This window comes from Acidobacteriota bacterium (genome assembly GCA_016715115.1).
In the GTDB taxonomy this organism is placed as follows: Bacteria; Acidobacteriota; Blastocatellia; order Pyrinomonadales; family Pyrinomonadaceae; genus JAFDVJ01.
The window spans coordinates 603,804-623,427 of the sequence record JADKBM010000004.1 but is presented as its reverse complement, the minus strand read 5'-3'; the positions used below and the strand labels follow the sequence as shown (position 1 = coordinate 623,427).

The following is a 19,624-nucleotide window of genomic DNA, read 5'->3' as shown; positions in this document are numbered from 1 at the left end:
CGAATCGAAATGCAATTCGAATTCGCGGAGCAGTTCTCATAGACACGATGTCGTGAGCGATATAGAATCATAGCCAAACTGCACGATGTCGAAAACTCGCCGAAAATTCACGCTGGTCTTGATCAAGCCGTCGCATTACGACGAGGACGGATACGTTATCCAATGGTATCGGTCGGCGATTCCCGCGAACTCGCTGGCGTGCCTGTACGGACTCGCGCTCGAATGCCGCGATCAGAAGATCTTAGGAGATGATGTTGAATTCGAGATTCACGCCTTCGACGAAACCAACACCCATATCGATGACAGAAAGATCGCGTCATTGATCGAACGCGCGGACGACGGAATGGTAATGCTCGTCGGCGTACAGTCGAACCAGTTTCCCCGCGCCATCGACATCGCGCGTCCGCTTCGCGAAAGAAACATAAAAACCGCCATCGGCGGATTTCACGTCTCGGGAACGATGGCGATGCTTCCGACGCGTGACCCATATGTTCAAAAGGCGCTCGACATCGGCGTTTCCGTTTTCGCGGGCGAGGCGGAAGGCCGCCTCGGACAGGTTCTCAAGGACGCCGCCGAGGGAAAACTTTCGGAGATCTACAACTTTATGGACGATCTTCCGAACATCGAGAACGTCGCGACGCCTTTGCTTCCGGCTGAACGCGTCCATTTGACCGCCGGCGCGACGACAAGTTTCGATGCCGGACGCGGTTGCCCGTTCACTTGCTCGTTTTGCACGATCATCAATGTCCAGGGCCGAAAATCCCGCCGCCGTTCGCCGGAAGACATCGAACGCATCGTCCGCGCAAACGTCGCGCAGGGACTGCATTCGTTTTTTATCACCGACGACAATTTCGCTCGGAACAAGGACTGGGAGATCATTCTCGACCGTCTGATTCAACTGCGAGAAGTCGAAAAACTGAACATCAGCTTCATCATCCAGGTCGACACGCTTTGTCACAAACTGCCGAATTTCATTGAAAAGTGCAAGCGCGCGGGCGTCAAGCGCGTTTTCATCGGGCTCGAGAACATCAACCCTGACAGCCTGATGGGCGCCAGCAAACGCCAGAACAAGATCACCGACTACCGGGCGATGCTGCTCGCCTGGAAAAAGGTCGGAATCGTTACTTATTGCGGTTATATTCTCGGCTTCCCCGATGATACCGAAGAGTCGGTTCTGCGCGACATCGAGATCATCAAAAAGGAACTTCCTGTCGATCTGCTCGAGTTCTTTTATCTCACGCCGCTTCCGGGATCCGCCGATCACAAAAGGCTTTTCGAATTGGGCATCGCGATGGACGAAGATCTCAATAAGTACGATCTGAACCACGCGGTCACCGGACATCCGCGGATGTCGAAGGCGGAATGGGAAGCGGCTTACCGCAAGGCCTGGAAAACGTATTACACCGACGAGCACATCGAGACCGTTCTGCGCCGCGCGATCGCGACCGGCACGAGTCCGGGAAAGACGATGTTCTTCATCACCTGGTTTACAGGGTGCATCGACATCGAGCGCATTCATCCGCTCGAAGGCGGGTTTCTGCGCCGCAAACATCGCAAAACGCGTCGCTCGGGGATGGCTTTGGAAAACCCGCTGGTCTTTTATCCGCGGACCTTTTTCGAAACTCTAACAAAACAGCTGAGGTGGATCGCGCTCTATTCGCGGTTTCGTTTGATCTATCGCAAGGTCCGCAAAGATCCGGCGCGGTTCGAATATATGGATACCGCGCTTGAGCCCGTGACCGACAATGAAACCGAAACGCTCGAGCTTTTTCAATCCGCTGCGGCGCACAAGTTCGTCGAAAAGGTTAACAGGAACGAAAAAGCGAGAAGCAAAGAAGCTGCATGACGGATGTTTTGATCTCCGCGACATTGTCTCAGGACGAATCCCAAATTGACGCTTTCATTTCCGGCACGTCTGCCGAAATGTGTTCTATTGACACTGCGTCCGGTTCGGGTTTTCTATTGCATACCTGGTTTCATAAGACCCGTTTCGAGGCCCGCGGAATCTGCGAGCAGTTCATCTGTTCTGTGTTGCTTTTGATTATTTCGCCTTCGTATGAACAGCGACATCGGCACCGTTCTTGAATCAAAAGCGTTTAGGACGGGATTGATTCCGGGTCCGAAATTCCGACTCATTGATACCGCTTGATGCCAATCCCGTCTTGTGGTTAAATCTCCAAATCCGCCAGAATCAATGCCGAAAGTTTCAGAATCGATAATTGTCCGCCGTTGCCGAATTGCGCTTGCCGCGATCGCGCTGGGCCTCGCCGTTTCCGCGCAGGCCAATGCTCAGATCATCGGGCATGAGACGATTTTCGACCGCTACCGACAATTTGTTTGGCAGGATCAGCATGGGCTTCCGCAGAACGGTATCAGCGCGATCGTCCAGACACCTGACGGATATCTTTGGCTTGCGATCGCCGAAGGCGTCGCGCGTTTCGACGGCGTTCGGTTCACGGCTTTCGACACCGGAAACACAACTGAAATCAAAAGCAACAATGTTCAAGCGTTGCATGTCTCGCGTGACGGAACGCTTTGGATCGGAACTCATGGCGGCGGCCTGACAACCTTTCGCGACGGTGTTTTCAGGAATTATTCAACCAACGACGGATTGTCGGATTCGCATATCAAGTGCATTTTTGAAGATTCGCGGGGAGAAATTTGGATCGGCACCGACGGCGGAGGCTTGAACCGTTTTTCAAACAACCGTTTCGTTCCGCTCACAACCGCCGACGGACTTCCCGACAATTTTGTCAACGCGATTGGCGAGGACGGTTCCGGGAAGATCCTGATCGGCACCAATCGCGGGTTGGTGAAATTCGACGACGGAAAACTCACGGTTCTCGCTGCGGACGACCAGATTGAAGCGATCTTCGTCGATCGAGCCGGGAGAATTTGGTTCGGAGGCGCAAGCGGACTTCGCCAGATCAAGGTGGACGGAACTATCCGCATCTTTGATGACGCCGACGGCTTCGGCTCGGAGGAGGTTTTGTCGATCGCCTCCGATCCGGACGGTGCGATCTTTGTCGGTACCGCCGGCGGTGGACTCTACCGATACATATGGAACAGTTTCCAAGCCGTATCCACCAAATCCGGACTTATCGACGACGAGATCCAAGCGTTGTTTACAGGCGAGTCCGGCGACGTTTGGCTTGGCACCAATGGCGGCGGACTCGTATTGCTTCGACGACCCCAGATCGAGGTTATGACAAAGGCCGAGGGGTTGCCGGACGAAATGGTTTCCGCCGTATTCGCCGACTCATCAGGTGCGATCTGGATCGGAACCGAAGGAGGACTTGCCCGGTTCGAGGGCGACCGGATCGCGAGCGTCAAGGGCCCGAACGGCGAGGATCTGCGTGGAATAAACAGTATCAGTCAGAATCCGGACGGGAGTCTCTGGCTTCTCTCGCACAGCCGCGGGTTCCGGTCGATGAAGGTTCGATATGACGGTCTTACCGGTCGGCTCGTGACTGTCCGGAGTCCGGTCACGGGAAAGTCGATGGCTGCTTCGATCACCGATCGAAACGGAAGATTCTGGTACGCGAACCCTTATGAAGGTTTGACCGTGATCGCTTCGGACGGCACCCAACAATCGTTTAGAAAGCCCGACGGACTCGCCGACGATTATGTGACCGCGCTCTTCGAATCTTCCGACGGCACCGTCTGGATCGGCACGCGTAACGGATTAAGCCGTTTTTACGATGGCAGAATCACGACGCCGACGGCCGCCGACGGTTTCAACGCGAGGCACATCTTGTCGTTCCGCGAAGACGTTCGGGGCAACATCTGGATCGGCACGCACGGTGACGGCCTTTACCGGTTCCGTGACGGGAAGTTCGCGTCCGTAAGTTCGAAAGACGGGCTCTACGACAATCTCGCGTTTCAGATCCTCGAAGACGCTGCCGGAAATCTCTGGATGAGCGGAAACAAAGGAATCTACCGTGTTCGGATCGACGAGCTTGAAGGGTTTCTCGAGGGCAAGCGAAAGTCGGTAGACTCTTTCGCGTACGGGAGCGCCGACGGAATGTTCAGCCGCGAATGCAACGGTGCCAACCCGGCCGGTGCGCGCGGTCCCGACGGACGGCTCTGGTTTCCGACGATCAAGGGCGTTGCGGTCGTTGATCCGGCGCGGCTCGGAAAAACGCCGCCGTCGATTATGATCGAGCAGATCATGATCGATGACAAGCCGATCCCGTTCGGTTCGAGTCCGGAACTCGGCCCCGGACAGGAGAATCTCGAGATCCGGTTCAGCGCGATAAGCTGGAACCGTCCGAATCAGGTGAGGTTCCGATACAAACTCGACGGGCTTGACGCCGATTGGTTCGATGCGGGCACCCGCCGAACCGCGTTTTATCCTCATATCGCGCCGGGCAATTACACTTTTCACGTGATCGCTGACAACGGCGAGGGAGTCTGGTCTGAAGAGGGGCGGACTATAGCCGTTCGGGTGCTTCCGCCGTACTACAAAACATGGGTGTTTTACGCGCTCTGCGTTTTGGCGATCTTCGCCGTGGCCTGGCTGATCTATCGGTATCGCCTCTCGCAACTGCGGAAAATCAATGAGTTTCAGGAGGCTTTTACACTGCAATTGATCGATTATCAGGAACAGGAACGCAAACGGATCGCCGTCGAGCTGCACGATTCGATCGGTCAAAGCCTGATCGTGATTCGGAACCGCGCGCTAATGAGCCTGAATTCCCCGGATAATCACGAGCGTGTTCTTGAGCAGCTCAGCGAGATCTCGGATTCGGCCGCCGATTCGATAAACGAGGTCCGGCAGATCGCGCATAACCTTCATCCGTATCAACTCGAACATCTGGGCTTGAAGACGGCGCTCGAAACAATGATCGAGCAGGCCGAAAAGGCTTCGGATATTCACTTTATGACAGAGATCGATAATGTCGATGAAACGCTGACAAAGGAAAATGAGATAAATCTATACCGGGTCGTGCAGGAGTCGCTCAACAACATCCTCAAACATTCCGGCGCACGAGAGGCCGAAATAAGGATTTTCAGAAACAACGGCAATCTGCATTTATCCATCAAAGACGACGGCCGCGGATTCGTCGTCGGGTATGAAGCCGGAATCCGAGGGCTCGGACTCGCGGGCATCGCCGAACGCGCGAAAATGCTGAACGCCGAATACGAAATACGATCAACGGAGGGAAAGGGAACCACGGTCAGTCTGGTTGTGGATCTTAAGAAATGACCGAACCGATCAAAGTAATAATTGCCGACGATCATCCGATTTTTCGATCGGGATTGAAGCAGATCATCGAGGGTGAACGCCGGTTCAGTATCGTTGCCGAAGCGACTGACGGAGAGGCGGCGCTGAAACATATCGAGAACGAAGTTCCGGACATCCTCGTGCTGGATGTAAATATGCCGAAGATGACGGGCTTTGCGCTTGCAAAGGAAATTCAAACGAGAGGGATCGGCTGCGAGATCGTGTTTCTGACGATGCATTCTGAAGAGGCGATGTTCAACAAGGCAATGGATCTCGGCGCGAAAGGCTATGTTCTGAAGGAAAGCGCGGCGACCGACATCGTCAATTGTCTTCAGGCGGTCGCAAACGGACAGAATTTCACCAGTCCGGCGGTGACGACATATCTTTTTAAGCGTGCGACGCGCAATCCGAGAAGATCCGGCGGCGTTGATGATCTGACACCGATGGAACGAACGGTCCTCAAGCAGATCGCCGAATACAAGACGAGCCGCGAGATCGCCGATGACCTGTGCATAAGTCACCGCACCGTGGAAAATCACCGCTACAACATATGTCAGAAGCTCGGTGTCAGCGGAAGCAACGCGCTGGTGAAGTTTGCCCTTCAGAATCAGGGAAATGTGTGAGTCGGGGATAGAACCCGCTTCGGTTCTGAACACTGACGACAATCTGCTACGGATTTGCTTCTCCTCCGCCGCTCTCGACTCCCGCGGTCGATACTTACCCAAAATTGAGTAGACCCACTCATCCCGAATTGAGTACCAACTCTCTGTCTTCCTGCCGGCGCAGCCGCGATAATCGATCCCGTGATGCTTTTGATCGTCGATGACAACAAGCAAGTTCGGAGAATGATCCGAAGTCTGGTGGAAGACCTGGACGGCGATATCGTCGAATGCGCCGATGGAACCGAGGCCATCTCAGCCTGTGTGGTTCATCATCCCGAATGGGTTTTGATGGACGTCAGTATGAGGCCGATGGACGGTCTGACGGCGACACGCAAGATAAAGAGGTTTCTTCCTGAAACAAAAATTGTAATTGTCACCGATCACACGGACGCGAAAACGCGACAAGCCGCGATCGACGCGGGAGCCAATGGTTTTTGCGGGAAGCAGGATCTGATGCCGTTGCGTCGATTGATCGGGGAGCATTAGAAAAGCACGAGGTCGGATTTCAAATCGATCCGACGGTCAAAAAATAACTTGAAGTTAATCAGCAATCAAAATCAATGAAATCAATTCCAATCGCAATCGCTATCATCGTCGTTTCAGCTACATTCTCGGTCGCGCAGACCGTCTGCACGAAGCCGGGCGACGGTTCGGAAGTAAAGATTTACATCCGCAACGCGACCGAAAAGTCGTTTTCGGTCAAATGGGTCGACGACAAATGCAAGGAAACCGACGGCGAGTCGGTCGAACCCGGACGAGCGTTCAACGCGAATGTTCAAACAGGACAAGCGTTTCGTGTCCGTGAGGCAGACAGCAATCAGATCATCAAAGAGGTCATTGCGAGTTCGTCAAATCACACCACGACGGTCGGCAACATCAATTATTCGGATCCGCGAACCGGATTCATTGAAACGCTAAATCGCGTTCGCCGGGGGCGGAATCTGACGCCGATGGAACTCAGCGATCAGCTCAACCAAGCCTGTCAGTGGTTCGCCGACCTGATGGCGAAGTACGACAAAGGCGGACACGACGCCGTCGATATCGGCGGCACTCAGTTTACTGATATGCAGCATCCGTGGTTGCGAACCAGCAAATTCGGCTACGAAGGAAACGCCGGAACCGAAGCGACCGGCGAAGGCGACTGGTCGGATCTGAGCCTTCTGGGCGGAGACTCCATGATGGGATGGGCGAGCAGCAATACGCATTTTCGTCCGTTCCTTTCGTTGGAGGGGCAGGAGTTCAAAAACGTCGGATTCGCCTTCGCGAAATCACAGAAAAAGCCCGGCTATTACTATACGTGTTCGGTCTTCGGGAATCCGTTGGCGAAGGATTCCGAAGGCCCGAAATCGGAAAAACCCGACGGTTTGAAATTCACGTCGCTCAAGTTTCTGACCGGTGAGGACAACTATTCGACGTCATTCACCAAGTCAAACATCGATGAACTAAAAGGCGAATTTGCCTTCGATAATCCGTCAGAAGCGCCATTCACGATTCAGATCCGCAAGTACTTGAATGGCAAATTCTTCGGATCAGAGAATTTCGACGATTTGAAAGGCAGCGGAGCGATGAGTTTCACGGTCACCGGCCAGGCCGGAGCGACGGGCAAAGTACTTCCGGGAACGTACAAGATCGAAGTTAGGCTCAACGGCGAAGTATTGATCAGTTCAGAGGCAACGGTGAGATAAAAATGAAAAGGAAAACGATACAACTGATGATTGCGACCGTCGCGGTCACATTCATTGTCACGAGTGTCAGCGCGTTTCAAGCCCCGATTCGGGTTCGGTTCGCGAAAGGAAAATCGTCAACAACTTTGAGCGGGACAGTTGGCCGGTACGGCAAGAAGGAGTATATCCTGCGCGGGATGAAAGGACAGGAGCTTTGGGCGAATGTCAGTTCGGTTTGCGAGAGCGTGACGCTCGACGTAATCGACAATGGGACCGGTCAATCGTTGACCGATCCGGTGACCGAATATCGCGACGAACTTCCGGGAACGGACGATTATGTTATTCGTGTCCAAAACGACGATCTTCCGAGTTGCAGGTTCACCTTGAAAGTCGGAATTGATTAACGGGCGAACAGCGCCTGTCGCGGAATAACGAAGAAATGAAATCAACGATTCTGATATTTGCGCTCTTTGTACTGGCGATGACCTCCGCGGCCACCGCGTTCGGACAATCGTCGTTCCAAATGCCGCTCGGGACATTCGCGGGAAGCGCGCGGATCGACGGGAAAACAAGAACTGAATACAAGATCGCGATCAACGCGGAATAGAAAAATATGAAAACAAGAAATTTGATGATGTCGATTGCGGCCGTGATTGTCGCGATCCTGGGGGCGTCGCCGTACGCGCGAGCGCAGGGCGAGCTCAAGGCCACCTTTGATCAGATCAACAAACTCCGTGCGGAACCGGAGCGGGCGGGTGAACTGATTGATGAATTCATAGCGGATGCATTCACCGACGAGGCGCTGCGCAATCAGACGCTGAACGACAAATATGACGGCAAGACAAGCCGCCAGCTTGTCGAGCAGGCGGTGAAGTACATTGAATCGCTGCCGAAGATGGAACCGCTGAAATGGGATTCCGATCTCGTGACGATCGCGAACAATCGGGGGCAGTCGAACAACAAACTGTTCAAACCCGACGGCGTTGTGACGACGCCCGACGCGAACGCGAAAAAGGCGATCCTGTGGTTCTTTTTGCGCGGTCAGGAATGGGACTACAAGAACCTTTTGAATCCGGCGGTAAGGTTCACGGGATTCTCGATCAAGGGCGACAATATTGTGATCGCGCTCGCCGGGCTTGGCGGAAAGGCTTATTTGATGAATGACTCGGACTTCGGAAATCGACCGTATGATCCGCGTGAGGACCGCGTCGAGCCCTGGGGCGATGCGTTGTCGGTTAAGCAGCCGAACATCATTTCATTCGCGAAGGCCGATGGGACGCTCGATGTTGTCTGGCGCGATATGGGCACGCCGCCGCGCGTTTTTCTGACTCGATTTGCTGCGAACGGTTCACGCATCTTCACGAAAGAAGTCCCGGGCGTTGACCCGAATCAGTACCAGTTGCTCGGGGGGTTCACCGAAGACCCGGATGGGAACATTTATGTTCTCCGCGTGCGCGATGAAGGCGACCACGACAAAAAGAGTCAGCCGGATCCGCCGAGAAATGATAAAGGCGAGCCCGATCCGAACTGGGATCGTCCCGATATGGTGCGGCTAACGAAGCTCGACAAGAACGGCGCCGAACTTTGGACAAAGAATCTGGCGAAAAAGGGCGGCCAGGCATTTGGATTCATCGCCCCAATGTCGCCCAACAGCGGCGCCGAAGAAGCAGGCCGCGTACCGGGTCGTGACAGGCATTCGGCAACTTCCCGGATCGGATTTTATGTGCACAAGGGAACGCCGATCATCTTTGCGCTCTATGGCGGCGCGACCGAGTGGGATCCGCAGATCGACGGACGACACCAAAACGCATACTGGCGGGCGGTCGATGCCCGCACCGGCGATCCCGTCCAGGATCTCAACGGCGGCGCGATGGCCCACAGTTTCGACTATCAGTTGTTGGTCACTGACGAGGGTGTCATCACCGCCGAACGCAGCGACAGCGGACTCCTGATGTCAAATTATCTGATGACGCGGCGTGATGAGCTGATCTTTCATTTCTTTTACGGAACGACCACCGATGGGAATGAATGCTTCACGCAACTCGGGTCGATTCAGCCCGCGAGCGATGGCTATCTCGTGCTTTTTGCGGGAAACAATTCCGAGTCTCTATCCGGGAAATCGGTTTCGGGTGCGGCCTCGACGGCCGAGATGATCCGTAATCGAAATTTGCTCGTGATGCGGATCAAAAAAGGATTCGCCCAAGATCTGGATGCGCTTGGGGACGGCAGCGAGGACGATAAGAAAACGCTCAAGACGGCTCTGAATTCGATGGTCCGGTCCGAGTTTCGCGAAGGCTTGAACCTTACCGGACGCACCTACCTGACGTCTTACAGCAAAGACGACAGCTACAGTGCTTCACGTCCGAAAATGGTCCGAATGGCCGATGGTAACTATGTCGTGATCTGGGAGCGTTGGACGCATCAGATCAAGAAGGACGGCAAAAGCCTCGAAGGCAAGTTCGATTCGACCTGGGCGATGAAGATCAATCAGGACGGCGAGATCATCAAGGAGGCAGTTAAGTTGTCGGATTCGGTGCGCATCACACGCGGCGATGAGCCCGTACTCTGGAACGGAAAGGCGACGTTTCTCGCCGGCGATATCGTTGAGAACAAAATGATGATCTACTCGGTTGACGGCGATCTGAAGTTTGGCATTACACCGGTCGCCGTGCAATGACTCCTGGTATTGAATGAATTGAAATCGGCTAAGCGTTCTTGAGGACGAGCGCCGAGTTCTTCGAGCCGAAGCCGATGCAGTTGCAAAGAACTGTGTCGACTTCGGCTTTTTTTGCATTGTTCGGCGTGTAATTGAGATCGCAAGCCGGATCGGGTTCGTCGAGATTGATCGTCGGCGCGATGATTCCTTTGTTCAGCGCGAGCAATGCGGCGCCGATCCCGGCCGCGCCCGACGCGCCCTGCGGATGGCCGATCTGCGATTTCGTCGCGCTTGAAGCTAGTTTGTAAGCGTGCTCGCCGAACGCATTCTTTATCGCCTGCGTCTCGATCCGGTCGTTGAGTTGCGTCGATGTGCCGTGAAGATTGATGTAGTCGATCGTTTCGGGTGCGACGCCAGCGTCCGCGAGGGCGAGCGTCATCGCGCGCGCCGGCTCGACGCCGTTTTCCTCGAGCCGGACGCGATGGTACGCGTCGCAGGTCGAGCCATAGCCGAGAATCTCGCCGTAGATCCGCGCGCCGCGTGCGGTCGCCGATTCGAGCGTTTCGAGGACGTAGATCCAAGATCCTTCGCCGAGAACGATCCCTTCGCGGTTCTTGTCGAACGGCCGCGATGCGCGTTCAGGTTCTTCGTTCCAGTGTTTCGCGAGCACCGTCATCAAGTTGAATCCTTCGAGAATGCCGCGGGCCAGAGGCGCGTCGACGCCGCCGGTGAGCATCATATCGGCGCGCCCCAAAGCAATGTGCTGCGCCGCGTAGGCAATCGCGTCAGTCGATGAAGTGCAGCCGGTCGAAACGATATGCGACAGTCCGTGAAGGCCGAAAACCATCGAAAGTTCGGACGACAATCCGCCGTGCGTCGAACTCGGGATGGTATAAACGCTCGCCTTGTTTCGCTCGCCGGTAAGCCAGTAAACGTATTGTTTCTCGGTAAATGCCAGCCCGCCGCCGCCGGTTCCGAGGACAACTCCAAAGTTCCGGCGCGCAACGAGATCGAGCTTTGCGGTATCGATCCCGGCGTCCGCTACCGCGTCGCGCGCCGCCCGCAAAGCAAGCGGCACACATCGCGAAACATTGCGCCGGTCTTTCGGATCGAGTTCGGATTCCCAATCGAAATCGACTATCTCGGCCGCGATCTTGACCGACGAATCCGTGACGTCGAAGCCTTCGATTCTTTTGACGCCGCTCTTTCCCGATTCGAGCCCGCCCCAAAATGCCTCGCGCCCGATCCCGATCGGCGTCACGCATCCAAAACCCGTGATCACCACCCGCCTCGATCCCGAAAAATCCTTGAACATTTAGATAGAGGATAACACGTTTAGAGTTCCGCCCTCCGATCAGTACATACGGCCGCGTATTCTTGCAACATTGTGTCAGGTGTGAGACAATCGTAATGTCGCGATTTGACAAATGGGAGGTATCTCACGTGGCGCAATTGAATCTACACGCTAAGCCCTTCGATGAAGGAACACTTACGAAACTTGAATTTTTTGAAGATTACACGCAGGCTTGGATTCCAACATTTCTTTTTGGCAAACCTCGAACGATTTGCATTTTCGATTTTTTTGCGGGACCTGGTCATGATTCGTTGGGCGTGCCTGGAAGTCCTATTCGAATCCTTGGGAAGATCCGCGAACAATTTGAGTTAATCCGAAATAGCCAAGTCAGCGTTCGTCTCTTTCTCAACGAGTTTGATTCATCAAAGTTCGCATCATTGAAGGAAAGCTGTTCGAAGTACTTCTTGGAATTTCCAGAATTGTACAAGGTCGTATCTGTTGAATACTCCAACGACGATTTCGGAGTCTGTTTCGAAAGGTTGTTGTCAACCATAGAAGGATATCAATCGCTTGTGTTTCTTGATCAGAATGGAGTTAAGTTTTTGGATTCACTCGCACCACTCACCAGAACGAGGGGTACGGATTTTATGTTCTTCGCGGCTTCGTCGTACATCTGGCGATTCGGTGAAGTTAATGAATTTAAGACCCACTTGGACATTGATATTACCGAACTTAGAAAGAACCCTTACAAATTCATCCACCGAACACTTCTCGACGAACTCAGAAAAAAGTTGCCGTTATCGAGCGGCTATGAGTTATTTCCGTTCTCTTTGAAGAAATCGGCGAACATATACGGACTGATTTTCGGCGCTGCTCATCCTCGAGCCGTCGATAAGTTTCTTACGTTGGCGTGGCAAAAGAACCCAATCAATGGAGAGGCGAATTTCGACATTCACGATGATCGTGCGAAGTTACAAGGTTCGTTGTTCGAGTCCGCGCAATTGACTAAAATTGAGGCGTTTCAGGAATCCGTCACGGAGATGGTCCTTTCAGGCGAAATTCAAGATAATTTTCAGATGTTAGACTTCGTGCGTCGAAACGGTCACATCGGCAAACACGCTCACGACGTGTTGATCGAACTACGAAAACAGGGGAAGATTGACTTTGAAGGAAGGTCACCCCTAATCAACTACCAAAACGTCCATAGAGGTAGGCGTTTGATCAAATTTAGAGTCATTAATTCATGAGTACATCGAAAATCGAGTGGACGGAATCGACGTGGAATCCGTCGATCGGTTGTGACAAGATCTCCGCCGGCTGCAAGAACTGTTATGCCGAGGTCATGGCGAAGCGTCTCCAAGCGATGGGCGCCAAGCACTATGAGGACGGATTTAAGTTCAAGGTGTTGCCGGAAAGAATTGAATCGCCGCGGAGTATACAACGTCCGACCAAGTTCTTCGTGAATTCAATGAGCGATCTATTCCACGAGACGATGGATTTCACATTCTTGGATCAAGTTTTCATGACAATTCGGGAGACCCCTCAACATACATACCAGATACTTACCAAGCGAGAAGAGGTTCTTGAAGAGTATTTCGCAAATCGAAAAGTGCCAAAGAATGTCTGGCTGGGCGTGACGGTCGAAAATCGAGCCAAAAAGAACAGAATTGACGTTTTGCGGAAAATTGGCGCCCCGATCAGATTTCTTTCTCTTGAACCCCTACTTCAGGATTTGGGCGATCTGAATCTGGATGGAATACATTGGGTAATCGTGGGTGGTGAAAGCGGTCACCGAGCACGTCCGATGGATCCAATCTGGGCCGCTTCCATCCAGCAACAATGCCGAGACCAAGGAGTTGCATTCTTCTTCAAACAGTGGGGAACCTGGGGAGCGGATGGCATTAGAAGAAACAAGAAGGCGAACGGTCGTTTATTGATGGGTCGCGAATGGAACGAAGCTCCTGATTTGATCGAAATTTAGATTCAACGAAATCCCAAATCCCAAATCCCAAATCCGAATCCGAAATCCCAAATGCCGAGTTTTACTGTCTGCCGTCTACTGCATTATCATTGAACTCAATTATGAAAGAAGGTTGGGAAGCAGTTATCGGGATGGAGATCCACGCGCAGTTGGCGACGGAGACGAAGATCTTTTGCGGGTGTGCGACCAGTTTCGGTCACGAGCCGAATTCGAACACGTGCCCGGTTTGTCTCGGATTGCCTGGCGCGTTGCCGGTCCTGAACGAAAAGGTGGTCGAATATGGCGCCAAGGCGGCGCTGGCGCTCGGGCTCAATATCAACCAAACCTCGGTTTTCTCGCGCAAGAACTACTTTTATCCGGACCTTCCGAAGGGCTATCAGATCTCGCAATACGACAAACCGTTCTCGTCGGACGGCGAACTCACGATTATGACGTCCGAACGCGACGAATCGGGCCGCGCGCACGACTGGCAGCCGATGACGATCCGGATCGAGCGGATGCATCTCGAAGAAGACGCCGGCAAGAACGTTCACGAGGGTCTGCCCGAAGTCGACAAATACTCGTACATCGATCTCAACCGCGCTGGAACGCCGCTCGGCGAGATCGTCACCGCGCCCGATTTTCGGACCTCGTGGCAGGCGTACGATTACGTCAACCACGTCCGCCGCGTCCTGCAATGGGTCGGAGCTTCGGACGCAGATATGGAAAAAGGAAATCTTCGTTGCGAGGCGAACGTTTCGGTCCGCAAGGTCGGCGAGGAAGAATTCCGCAACAAGGTCGAGCTCAAGAATCTGAACTCGGTGCGCTTTATGCAAAAGGCGATCGAGTATGAGATCGAGCGGCAGATCGAGGCGCACGAAGCCGGCGAGGGCGTGTCGCAGGAAACGCGTCTGTGGGACGAAAAGAACAACCGGACGCGGGTAATGCGTACGAAGGAGGACGCGCACGACTATCGTTATTTTCCGGAACCGGATCTTCAGCCGCTCGTGGTCTCGCGCGCGTTCGTCGAATCGGTTCGCGCGGAATTGCCGGAGTTGCCGGATGCGATGCGGGACCGGTTTATGGCTGAATTCGGACTGTCTTTCGGGGACGCTTCGCAGATCATCGGCGACAGATCGCTCGCCGCGTTTTACGAAACGGCGGCGAGGCTCTCGGGCAACCCGCGCACGACGGCAAACTTTGTCATTTCGGAATTCGTCCGCGAACTGAACAATTCCGGAAAGTCCGCCGATGAATCCGACGTCAGCGCCGAGAATTTCGCGGCGCTCATCAAAACGATCGATACCGGCGCGATCAACAACAATCAGGCGAAGGAAGTGCTGGTCGAGATGTTCAACTTCGGCAAGACGCCGGCGCAGGTGATTCTTGAAAAAGGATTCGAACAGATCTCGGACGCGTCGGCGATCGAAAAAATTGTTGACGAGATCATTCAAAATAACGAGAATCAGGTAAACGCTTATCGTGGCGGCAATGAAAAGCTCTTCGGGTTTTTTGTCGGACAGGTGATGAAGGCCTCCGGAGGCAAGGCGAATCCGAAGATCGTCAACGAAGTACTGAAAGCCAAACTATAGCGAAGAGAGGAATTTTTATGAACATATCGCGAGAATCGGCGGCAATTGCGGCGATACTCGCGGTTTGCGTTTTGGGAGTCTTTGGGCAGTTCATTCGAGTTGATCGCGCGTGAAAACTATGTGATTGAAACAAGAGGTTTTATGGGAATCCGATGCATAACGTTGGCGTGTATTTTGTTATTGCTTGGCGGCGTTGTTATCGCGCAGTCGACGCGTCCGAGTTTGACGATGATCAAACGCGCGGGGGTTTGGCCGCTTCGTACGAAGCCGACCAGGGAGCAAAAAAAAAGGCTTCAACCGGATCCGCGGGACGTCGCCAAGTTTGCCGAGCTTCTCGACCAACCGCGCACCGGCATCGTTCGCTTGCTGCCCGACCTTGGATGCTACGACAATATGAACATCCTCAAGGCCGACGAAGTCTGCCGCAACGCGATTCCGGAAAGCTCGTTTTATTCGTTCCGCGAGCGCGAACACACGCTTGAGGTTCTATCGGATATCCGACTCAAAAACGGCCATCTGGTCAGCGACGGGATACTGACGCAGGGTATGATGACGAATCTCGGCGACGTCGCGCTCGACCGTGTATCGCTCGAATCGGACGGCTTCGATTACCTCCGGGATTTCGCGCCGTATCCGGCCGCAGTCGCTGCCAAAGATCAGTATATGCAGTTGATCAACGGCGTCGTCGCCGGAAAACACGAATACCGGAAGGTCGCGAAAGCGATCGAAAACACGACCTATGCGATGCGCATCATCGCTTATCGCGGAAACGTGATAAGGTCGTTTCGAGGCTGGCGCTTCGATCTTCTCGAGGGCGACAAACGGATCGATATGACGCTCGCCTTTCGCATCGTTCGGAAGGACAGCGACGGTTCGGTAACGATCGTTTGGAAAGAGCTCGAAAGGCGGGAATCGCCACGGATCAAATTCCCTAAGAAGAAGTCCGACAGCAAACCGTCAGCATAAGAATATGGAAATTAGAGTAGCCGTCGTTACGGGCGCAACAAAGGGAATCGGATATGCCATCGCCGAGCGTTTGCTCGAATCGGGGGCGCGGGTCTTCATCTGCGCGCGCAACAAACCGGAACTGAAACGTGCGCTCGAACAGCTCTCGGCGTCGGGCACGGTCGAGGGCGAAGTATGCGACGTCCGCAGCGAGGATCAGGTCAGGATGATGCTCGAAGAAGCGAAACGCGTTTTCGGCGGCGTCGACATCCTGATCAACAACGCGGGAATGGGAGTTTTCGGCAAGACCGTCGAGGAACTGTCCGGAGAAGAATTTCGCCAAACGCTCGAAACCAATCTGTTCGGCGTATTTTACGCGTGTCATTACGCTGTTCCGATGCTTCGCGAACGCGGCGGCGGTTACATCATCAACATCTCGTCGCTCGCGGGCCAGAACGCGCATCCGCGGATGGCCGCATACAACGCTTCGAAGTTCGGACTCAACGGATTTTCGGAAGCGCTGATGCAGGAAGTGAGACAAGACGATATCAAGGTAAGTTACGTGTGTCCGGGCTCGGTCAACACATATTTCGGCGGCGACTCGCCGTCGAAGGAAAACGGCTGGCAATTGCAGCCCGAGGACATCGCCGACGTCGTGATGGATCTGCTCGCGATGAACCCAAGGGCGCTTCCGAGCAAGATCGAGATCCGGCCGAGCAAGCCGCCCAGGAAATGAAGAGAATCCGGTCCTTTCTGACCGGGCCAGATCGTTGGTAGGTTCCGACGTTAGGCGGCGACCGATTCGGTCAGGTTTTTGATCTCGTCAACCAGGAACGAATCATCGAAGGGCTTAGTCAAATACGACGAAACGCCGAGTTCGATCGCTTTTTGCTCGTGCTTTTCGCTCGCACGTGAAGTGATCATAATCACCGGAATCTGTTTCAGCGAATCATTTCCTTTCAACGACGCGAGCAGATCGTAGCCGTTCATTCGCGGCATTTCGACGTCGGTCAGGATCACGTTCGGCAGGGATTCTGTCGATTGCAGAAGATCGAGAGCCTCGAGTCCATCCTTCGCGACGATCGCTTCCCATCCGGCGTTTTTGATCAGCTTCGACATAATGTGCCGGACGCTCGGACTGTCGTCGACGACCATCACGCGGAGCGTCTGCGGTTCAACCGGCGACTCGAACGGAATCTCATCCGCAGGAGCGACGGTCTCCGGCACTTTGTTCTCGAACTGCACCAAAAACTGCGGCCGTGGCGCCTGAACCTGATGTTTCAGCAAGTAGATCAGGTCGAGCACGGGCACGACGCTGCCGTCGCCAAGGATCGTCACGCCGAGCAAGTGCGGGAAATCCTGCAATGGTGAGCCGAGCGGTTTGATGACGATCTCGTCGGCGCGAAGAACTTCATCGACGAGCAGCGCCGACGAGGTTTCAAGCGTATCGACCAGAAGCACCGAGGCGCTTTCCCGGCGCGTTTGGTTTCGGGATTGCCGAAGCAACGAGTTCAAATGTGTGGCCGGATACTCCACGCCATCGATCGCCGCCGTGTTCTGAACAAGAACGAATGACAGATCTTCGGCCGGGATCTCCGTGAGTTTCTTGACCAGTTTCATCGGCAGAGCGAAGACTTGCCCGGCGACTTTCACCAAAAGGCCGCGCGTCACGGCGAGCGCCATTGGCATCCGGATCGTGATCTCGGTTCCTTTCTGGAGTTCCGAATCGATTCGAATCGTGCCCTGGCGGCGAATCACGCTTTCCCTGATGATGTTCATCCCGACCCCGCGTCCGGCGGTCTGGCGAAGGGTCTCGGCGGTCGTGATGCCAGGCAGAAAACAGAGCGAATATGCTTCCTGTTCGGACATCGCGGCGGCCTCCTCGGCGTTGATCGCGCCGCTCTGAAGCGCCTTTTCCTTGAGCGCCGACGCCGATATGCCGCGGCCGTCGTCTTTGAGCGTCAGAACGATATGCGTGCCTTCGCTGTGAATGCGGAGAACTATCTTTCCTTTCTCCGGTTTGCCGAGCATCCGTCGCGTGTCCGGCGACTCGATCCCGTGGGCGACGGCGTTCCGCAGAAGATGAAGCAGCGGTTCGACAAGCGCGTCAATGATCTGTGTGTCGACCTCGGTCGCTTCGCCTTCGATGACAAGTTCAGCACTCTTGCATTCCTGTTCGCACGTCACGCGCACCGTCCGGTTGAGCCGGGCTGCGAGCGAGTCGAATCGCACCATCCGAAGCCGCAGGAGTCTGTCCTGCAGTTCGTCGATCAAACGGCTCTGCCCGTCGTAGAGGAGTTCGAGACTGCCTCGCAAGTTGTCGAGTTCGGAGTTGATCGTCGTGGCGTCGCCGGTCGTTTCAAGAAGTTCGCGGGTGGTTTGATGAAACTCCGTGTAGCGGTCGAACTCAAGCGAGTCGAATTGGTGCGGCTGGCGCGCGGAGTTCAGGGTTTGCGAGAATCCAAGTCCATTGCCGCCGAGCATCGAGGCTTCGAAATCGGTTTCGAGCTTGCCGGTCGACTTCTTGAGTCGCTCGGTACTGTGGCGCAGCTCACCGGCCTGTCGTTCCAGGTCGCCGAGACGTTGTTCAAAGACCGAGCGTGTGAGCACCAGATCGCCGACGAGTCGGACCAGCTCGTCAAGTTTTTCGAGCGATACGCGAATCACTGACTTCGGAGTCGGTTCCGTCTGCGGAACCGTGGGCTCGGCAGTTTTGGCGGCAACCGATACCGGTTTTTCTACGGACGGCACTTCGGCGATCGATTCTTCCCATTCGTCTTCAAGCTTCAGCGATTTGAGCGCGTTTTCGAAGTCTTTGTAGAGCCTTGAGATTCGCTGCGAAAGTTCCGGAGAACTCTCACCCGCGGCGAGCGCGCTCAAACAATCGGTCGAGGCCATAAGCAGTTCGAAGATCTTACGGTCGCCCTCTATCTCCTGCTCGGAAACGAAATCAAGCAGGTCCTCGACACGGTGCGCCAGGTCCGACAAAGGTTTTAGTCCGACGATTCCCGCCGAGCCCTTCAGCGTATGCGCGTTGCGCCGGATCTCAAGCAATGCCTCACGTTCGTTCGGTTTCGATTCAAGGGTCTGGAGATTGGTTTGGATGTTGCGCAGCAAGTCTTCGGCTTCCATCGCGAAGATCTCGAGCATTTCTTCGTCGATCTCGAAGCCCTCGAGATCGACTTCTTCGACCGTTTCCGGAACTGTTTCGGTTACCTCGGCGGTCACCTGCCTGCCGTTGTGCTGTGTCAGATTCTCGAACGATTCATCGAGGAAACCGTCGAGATTGATTGAAAAATCATCATTGGTCAGTTGCGCTTTCGCGAGCAGCGCCTCGACTTGGGCGAGTCTGTCGAGGATCGTTCGGGTCTGCACATCGGCGATCGGCTGCCGGCCGGCAATCACGTCCGCGATCTCGAATTCCAGCTTCTCGCTGGACTTGCCGATCTCGATCAAACCGGTCATCGTCGCCGCGTCCTTGATGGCCTGCGAATAGCGAAGGGAGGTTTCGAGTTCGCTGCCGTTGCTCCGCTCCTGGCCACAAACCAGGATCAGGTTTCGGATCATCGGCAGATAGCTTTCCGCCTCTTCGATAAACGCTTGCAAGTGACCGGTACTCATACG

At 54.5% G+C, this 19,624-nt stretch carries 15 protein-coding genes; 13 read left to right on the top strand and 2 right to left on the bottom strand.

Annotation, left to right across the window (positions count from 1 at the left end; translation table 11 throughout):
• The first annotated feature begins 85 nt into the window (after positions 1-85).
• The 8 genes from IPN69_04985 (at position 86) to IPN69_04950 (ending at position 10,230) form a co-directional block, all read left to right on the top strand.
• On the top strand, positions 86-1,846 hold the full coding sequence (locus IPN69_04985; protein MBK8810070.1) for a radical SAM protein: 1,761 nt from the start codon (positions 86-88) through the stop codon (positions 1,844-1,846).
• 348 nt (positions 1,847-2,194) lie between these two features.
• On the top strand, positions 2,195-5,209 hold the full coding sequence (locus IPN69_04980; GenBank protein ID MBK8810069.1) for a hypothetical protein: 3,015 nt from the start codon (positions 2,195-2,197) through the stop codon (positions 5,207-5,209).
• Positions 5,206-5,850 (top strand): response regulator transcription factor, encoded by a 645-nt coding sequence (locus IPN69_04975; GenBank protein ID MBK8810068.1) that lies wholly within the window; start codon positions 5,206-5,208, stop codon positions 5,848-5,850. Before IPN69_04980 ends, IPN69_04975 begins: the two co-directional genes overlap by 4 nt.
• Positions 5,851-6,033: 183 nt before the next feature.
• Positions 6,034-6,375 (top strand): response regulator transcription factor, encoded by a 342-nt coding sequence (locus IPN69_04970; protein MBK8810067.1) that lies wholly within the window; start codon positions 6,034-6,036, stop codon positions 6,373-6,375.
• Positions 6,376-6,449: 74 nt separating this feature from the next.
• Entirely contained in the window at positions 6,450-7,574 is a 1,125-nt protein-coding gene (locus IPN69_04965; protein ID MBK8810066.1) for a CAP domain-containing protein, read from the top strand.
• 2 nt (positions 7,575-7,576) lie between these two features.
• Positions 7,577-7,957, top strand: coding sequence for a hypothetical protein (locus IPN69_04960; protein ID MBK8810065.1), 381 nt, complete (start codon positions 7,577-7,579; stop codon positions 7,955-7,957).
• Between the two features lie 35 nt (positions 7,958-7,992).
• The gene (locus IPN69_04955; GenBank protein MBK8810064.1) at positions 7,993-8,160 is read left to right on the top strand and encodes a hypothetical protein; all 168 of its coding nucleotides are present in this window, start codon (positions 7,993-7,995) and stop codon (positions 8,158-8,160) included.
• A gap of 6 nt (positions 8,161-8,166) precedes the next feature.
• Positions 8,167-10,230, top strand: a complete 2,064-nt coding sequence (locus IPN69_04950) for a hypothetical protein (GenBank protein MBK8810063.1) — start codon at positions 8,167-8,169, stop codon at positions 10,228-10,230.
• 28 nt (positions 10,231-10,258) lie between these two features.
• Here the strand turns inward: IPN69_04950 and IPN69_04945 are convergent, their stop codons facing one another.
• Entirely contained in the window at positions 10,259-11,524 is a 1,266-nt protein-coding gene (locus tag IPN69_04945) for a beta-ketoacyl-[acyl-carrier-protein] synthase family protein (GenBank protein ID MBK8810062.1), read from the bottom strand.
• A gap of 95 nt (positions 11,525-11,619) precedes the next feature.
• Between IPN69_04945 and tcmP the strand changes: the two genes are divergently transcribed.
• The 5 genes from tcmP (at position 11,620) to IPN69_04920 (ending at position 16,736) form a co-directional block, all read left to right on the top strand.
• The gene (gene tcmP, locus IPN69_04940) at positions 11,620-12,750 is read left to right on the top strand and encodes a three-Cys-motif partner protein TcmP (GenBank protein MBK8810061.1); all 1,131 of its coding nucleotides are present in this window, start codon (positions 11,620-11,622) and stop codon (positions 12,748-12,750) included.
• Entirely contained in the window at positions 12,747-13,484 is a 738-nt protein-coding gene (locus IPN69_04935; protein MBK8810060.1) for a phage Gp37/Gp68 family protein, read from the top strand. Before tcmP ends, IPN69_04935 begins: the two co-directional genes overlap by 4 nt.
• 101 nt (positions 13,485-13,585) lie before the next feature.
• A complete protein-coding gene (gatB, locus tag IPN69_04930) occupies positions 13,586-15,055 on the top strand; it encodes an Asp-tRNA(Asn)/Glu-tRNA(Gln) amidotransferase subunit GatB (GenBank protein ID MBK8810059.1) in 1,470 nt (489 codons plus the stop codon).
• Positions 15,056-15,175: 120 nt separating this feature from the next.
• A complete protein-coding gene (locus IPN69_04925) occupies positions 15,176-16,021 on the top strand; it encodes a hypothetical protein (protein MBK8810058.1) in 846 nt (281 codons plus the stop codon).
• A 4-nt stretch (positions 16,022-16,025) separates the two neighbouring features.
• The gene (locus tag IPN69_04920; protein MBK8810057.1) at positions 16,026-16,736 is read left to right on the top strand and encodes an SDR family oxidoreductase; all 711 of its coding nucleotides are present in this window, start codon (positions 16,026-16,028) and stop codon (positions 16,734-16,736) included.
• A gap of 50 nt (positions 16,737-16,786) precedes the next feature.
• Here the strand turns inward: IPN69_04920 and IPN69_04915 are convergent, their stop codons facing one another.
• Positions 16,787-19,621: a hybrid sensor histidine kinase/response regulator gene (locus IPN69_04915; protein MBK8810056.1), complete on the bottom strand. Its 2,835-nt coding sequence runs from the start codon at positions 19,619-19,621 to the stop codon at positions 16,787-16,789.
• Positions 19,622-19,624: the final 3 nt, after the last annotated feature.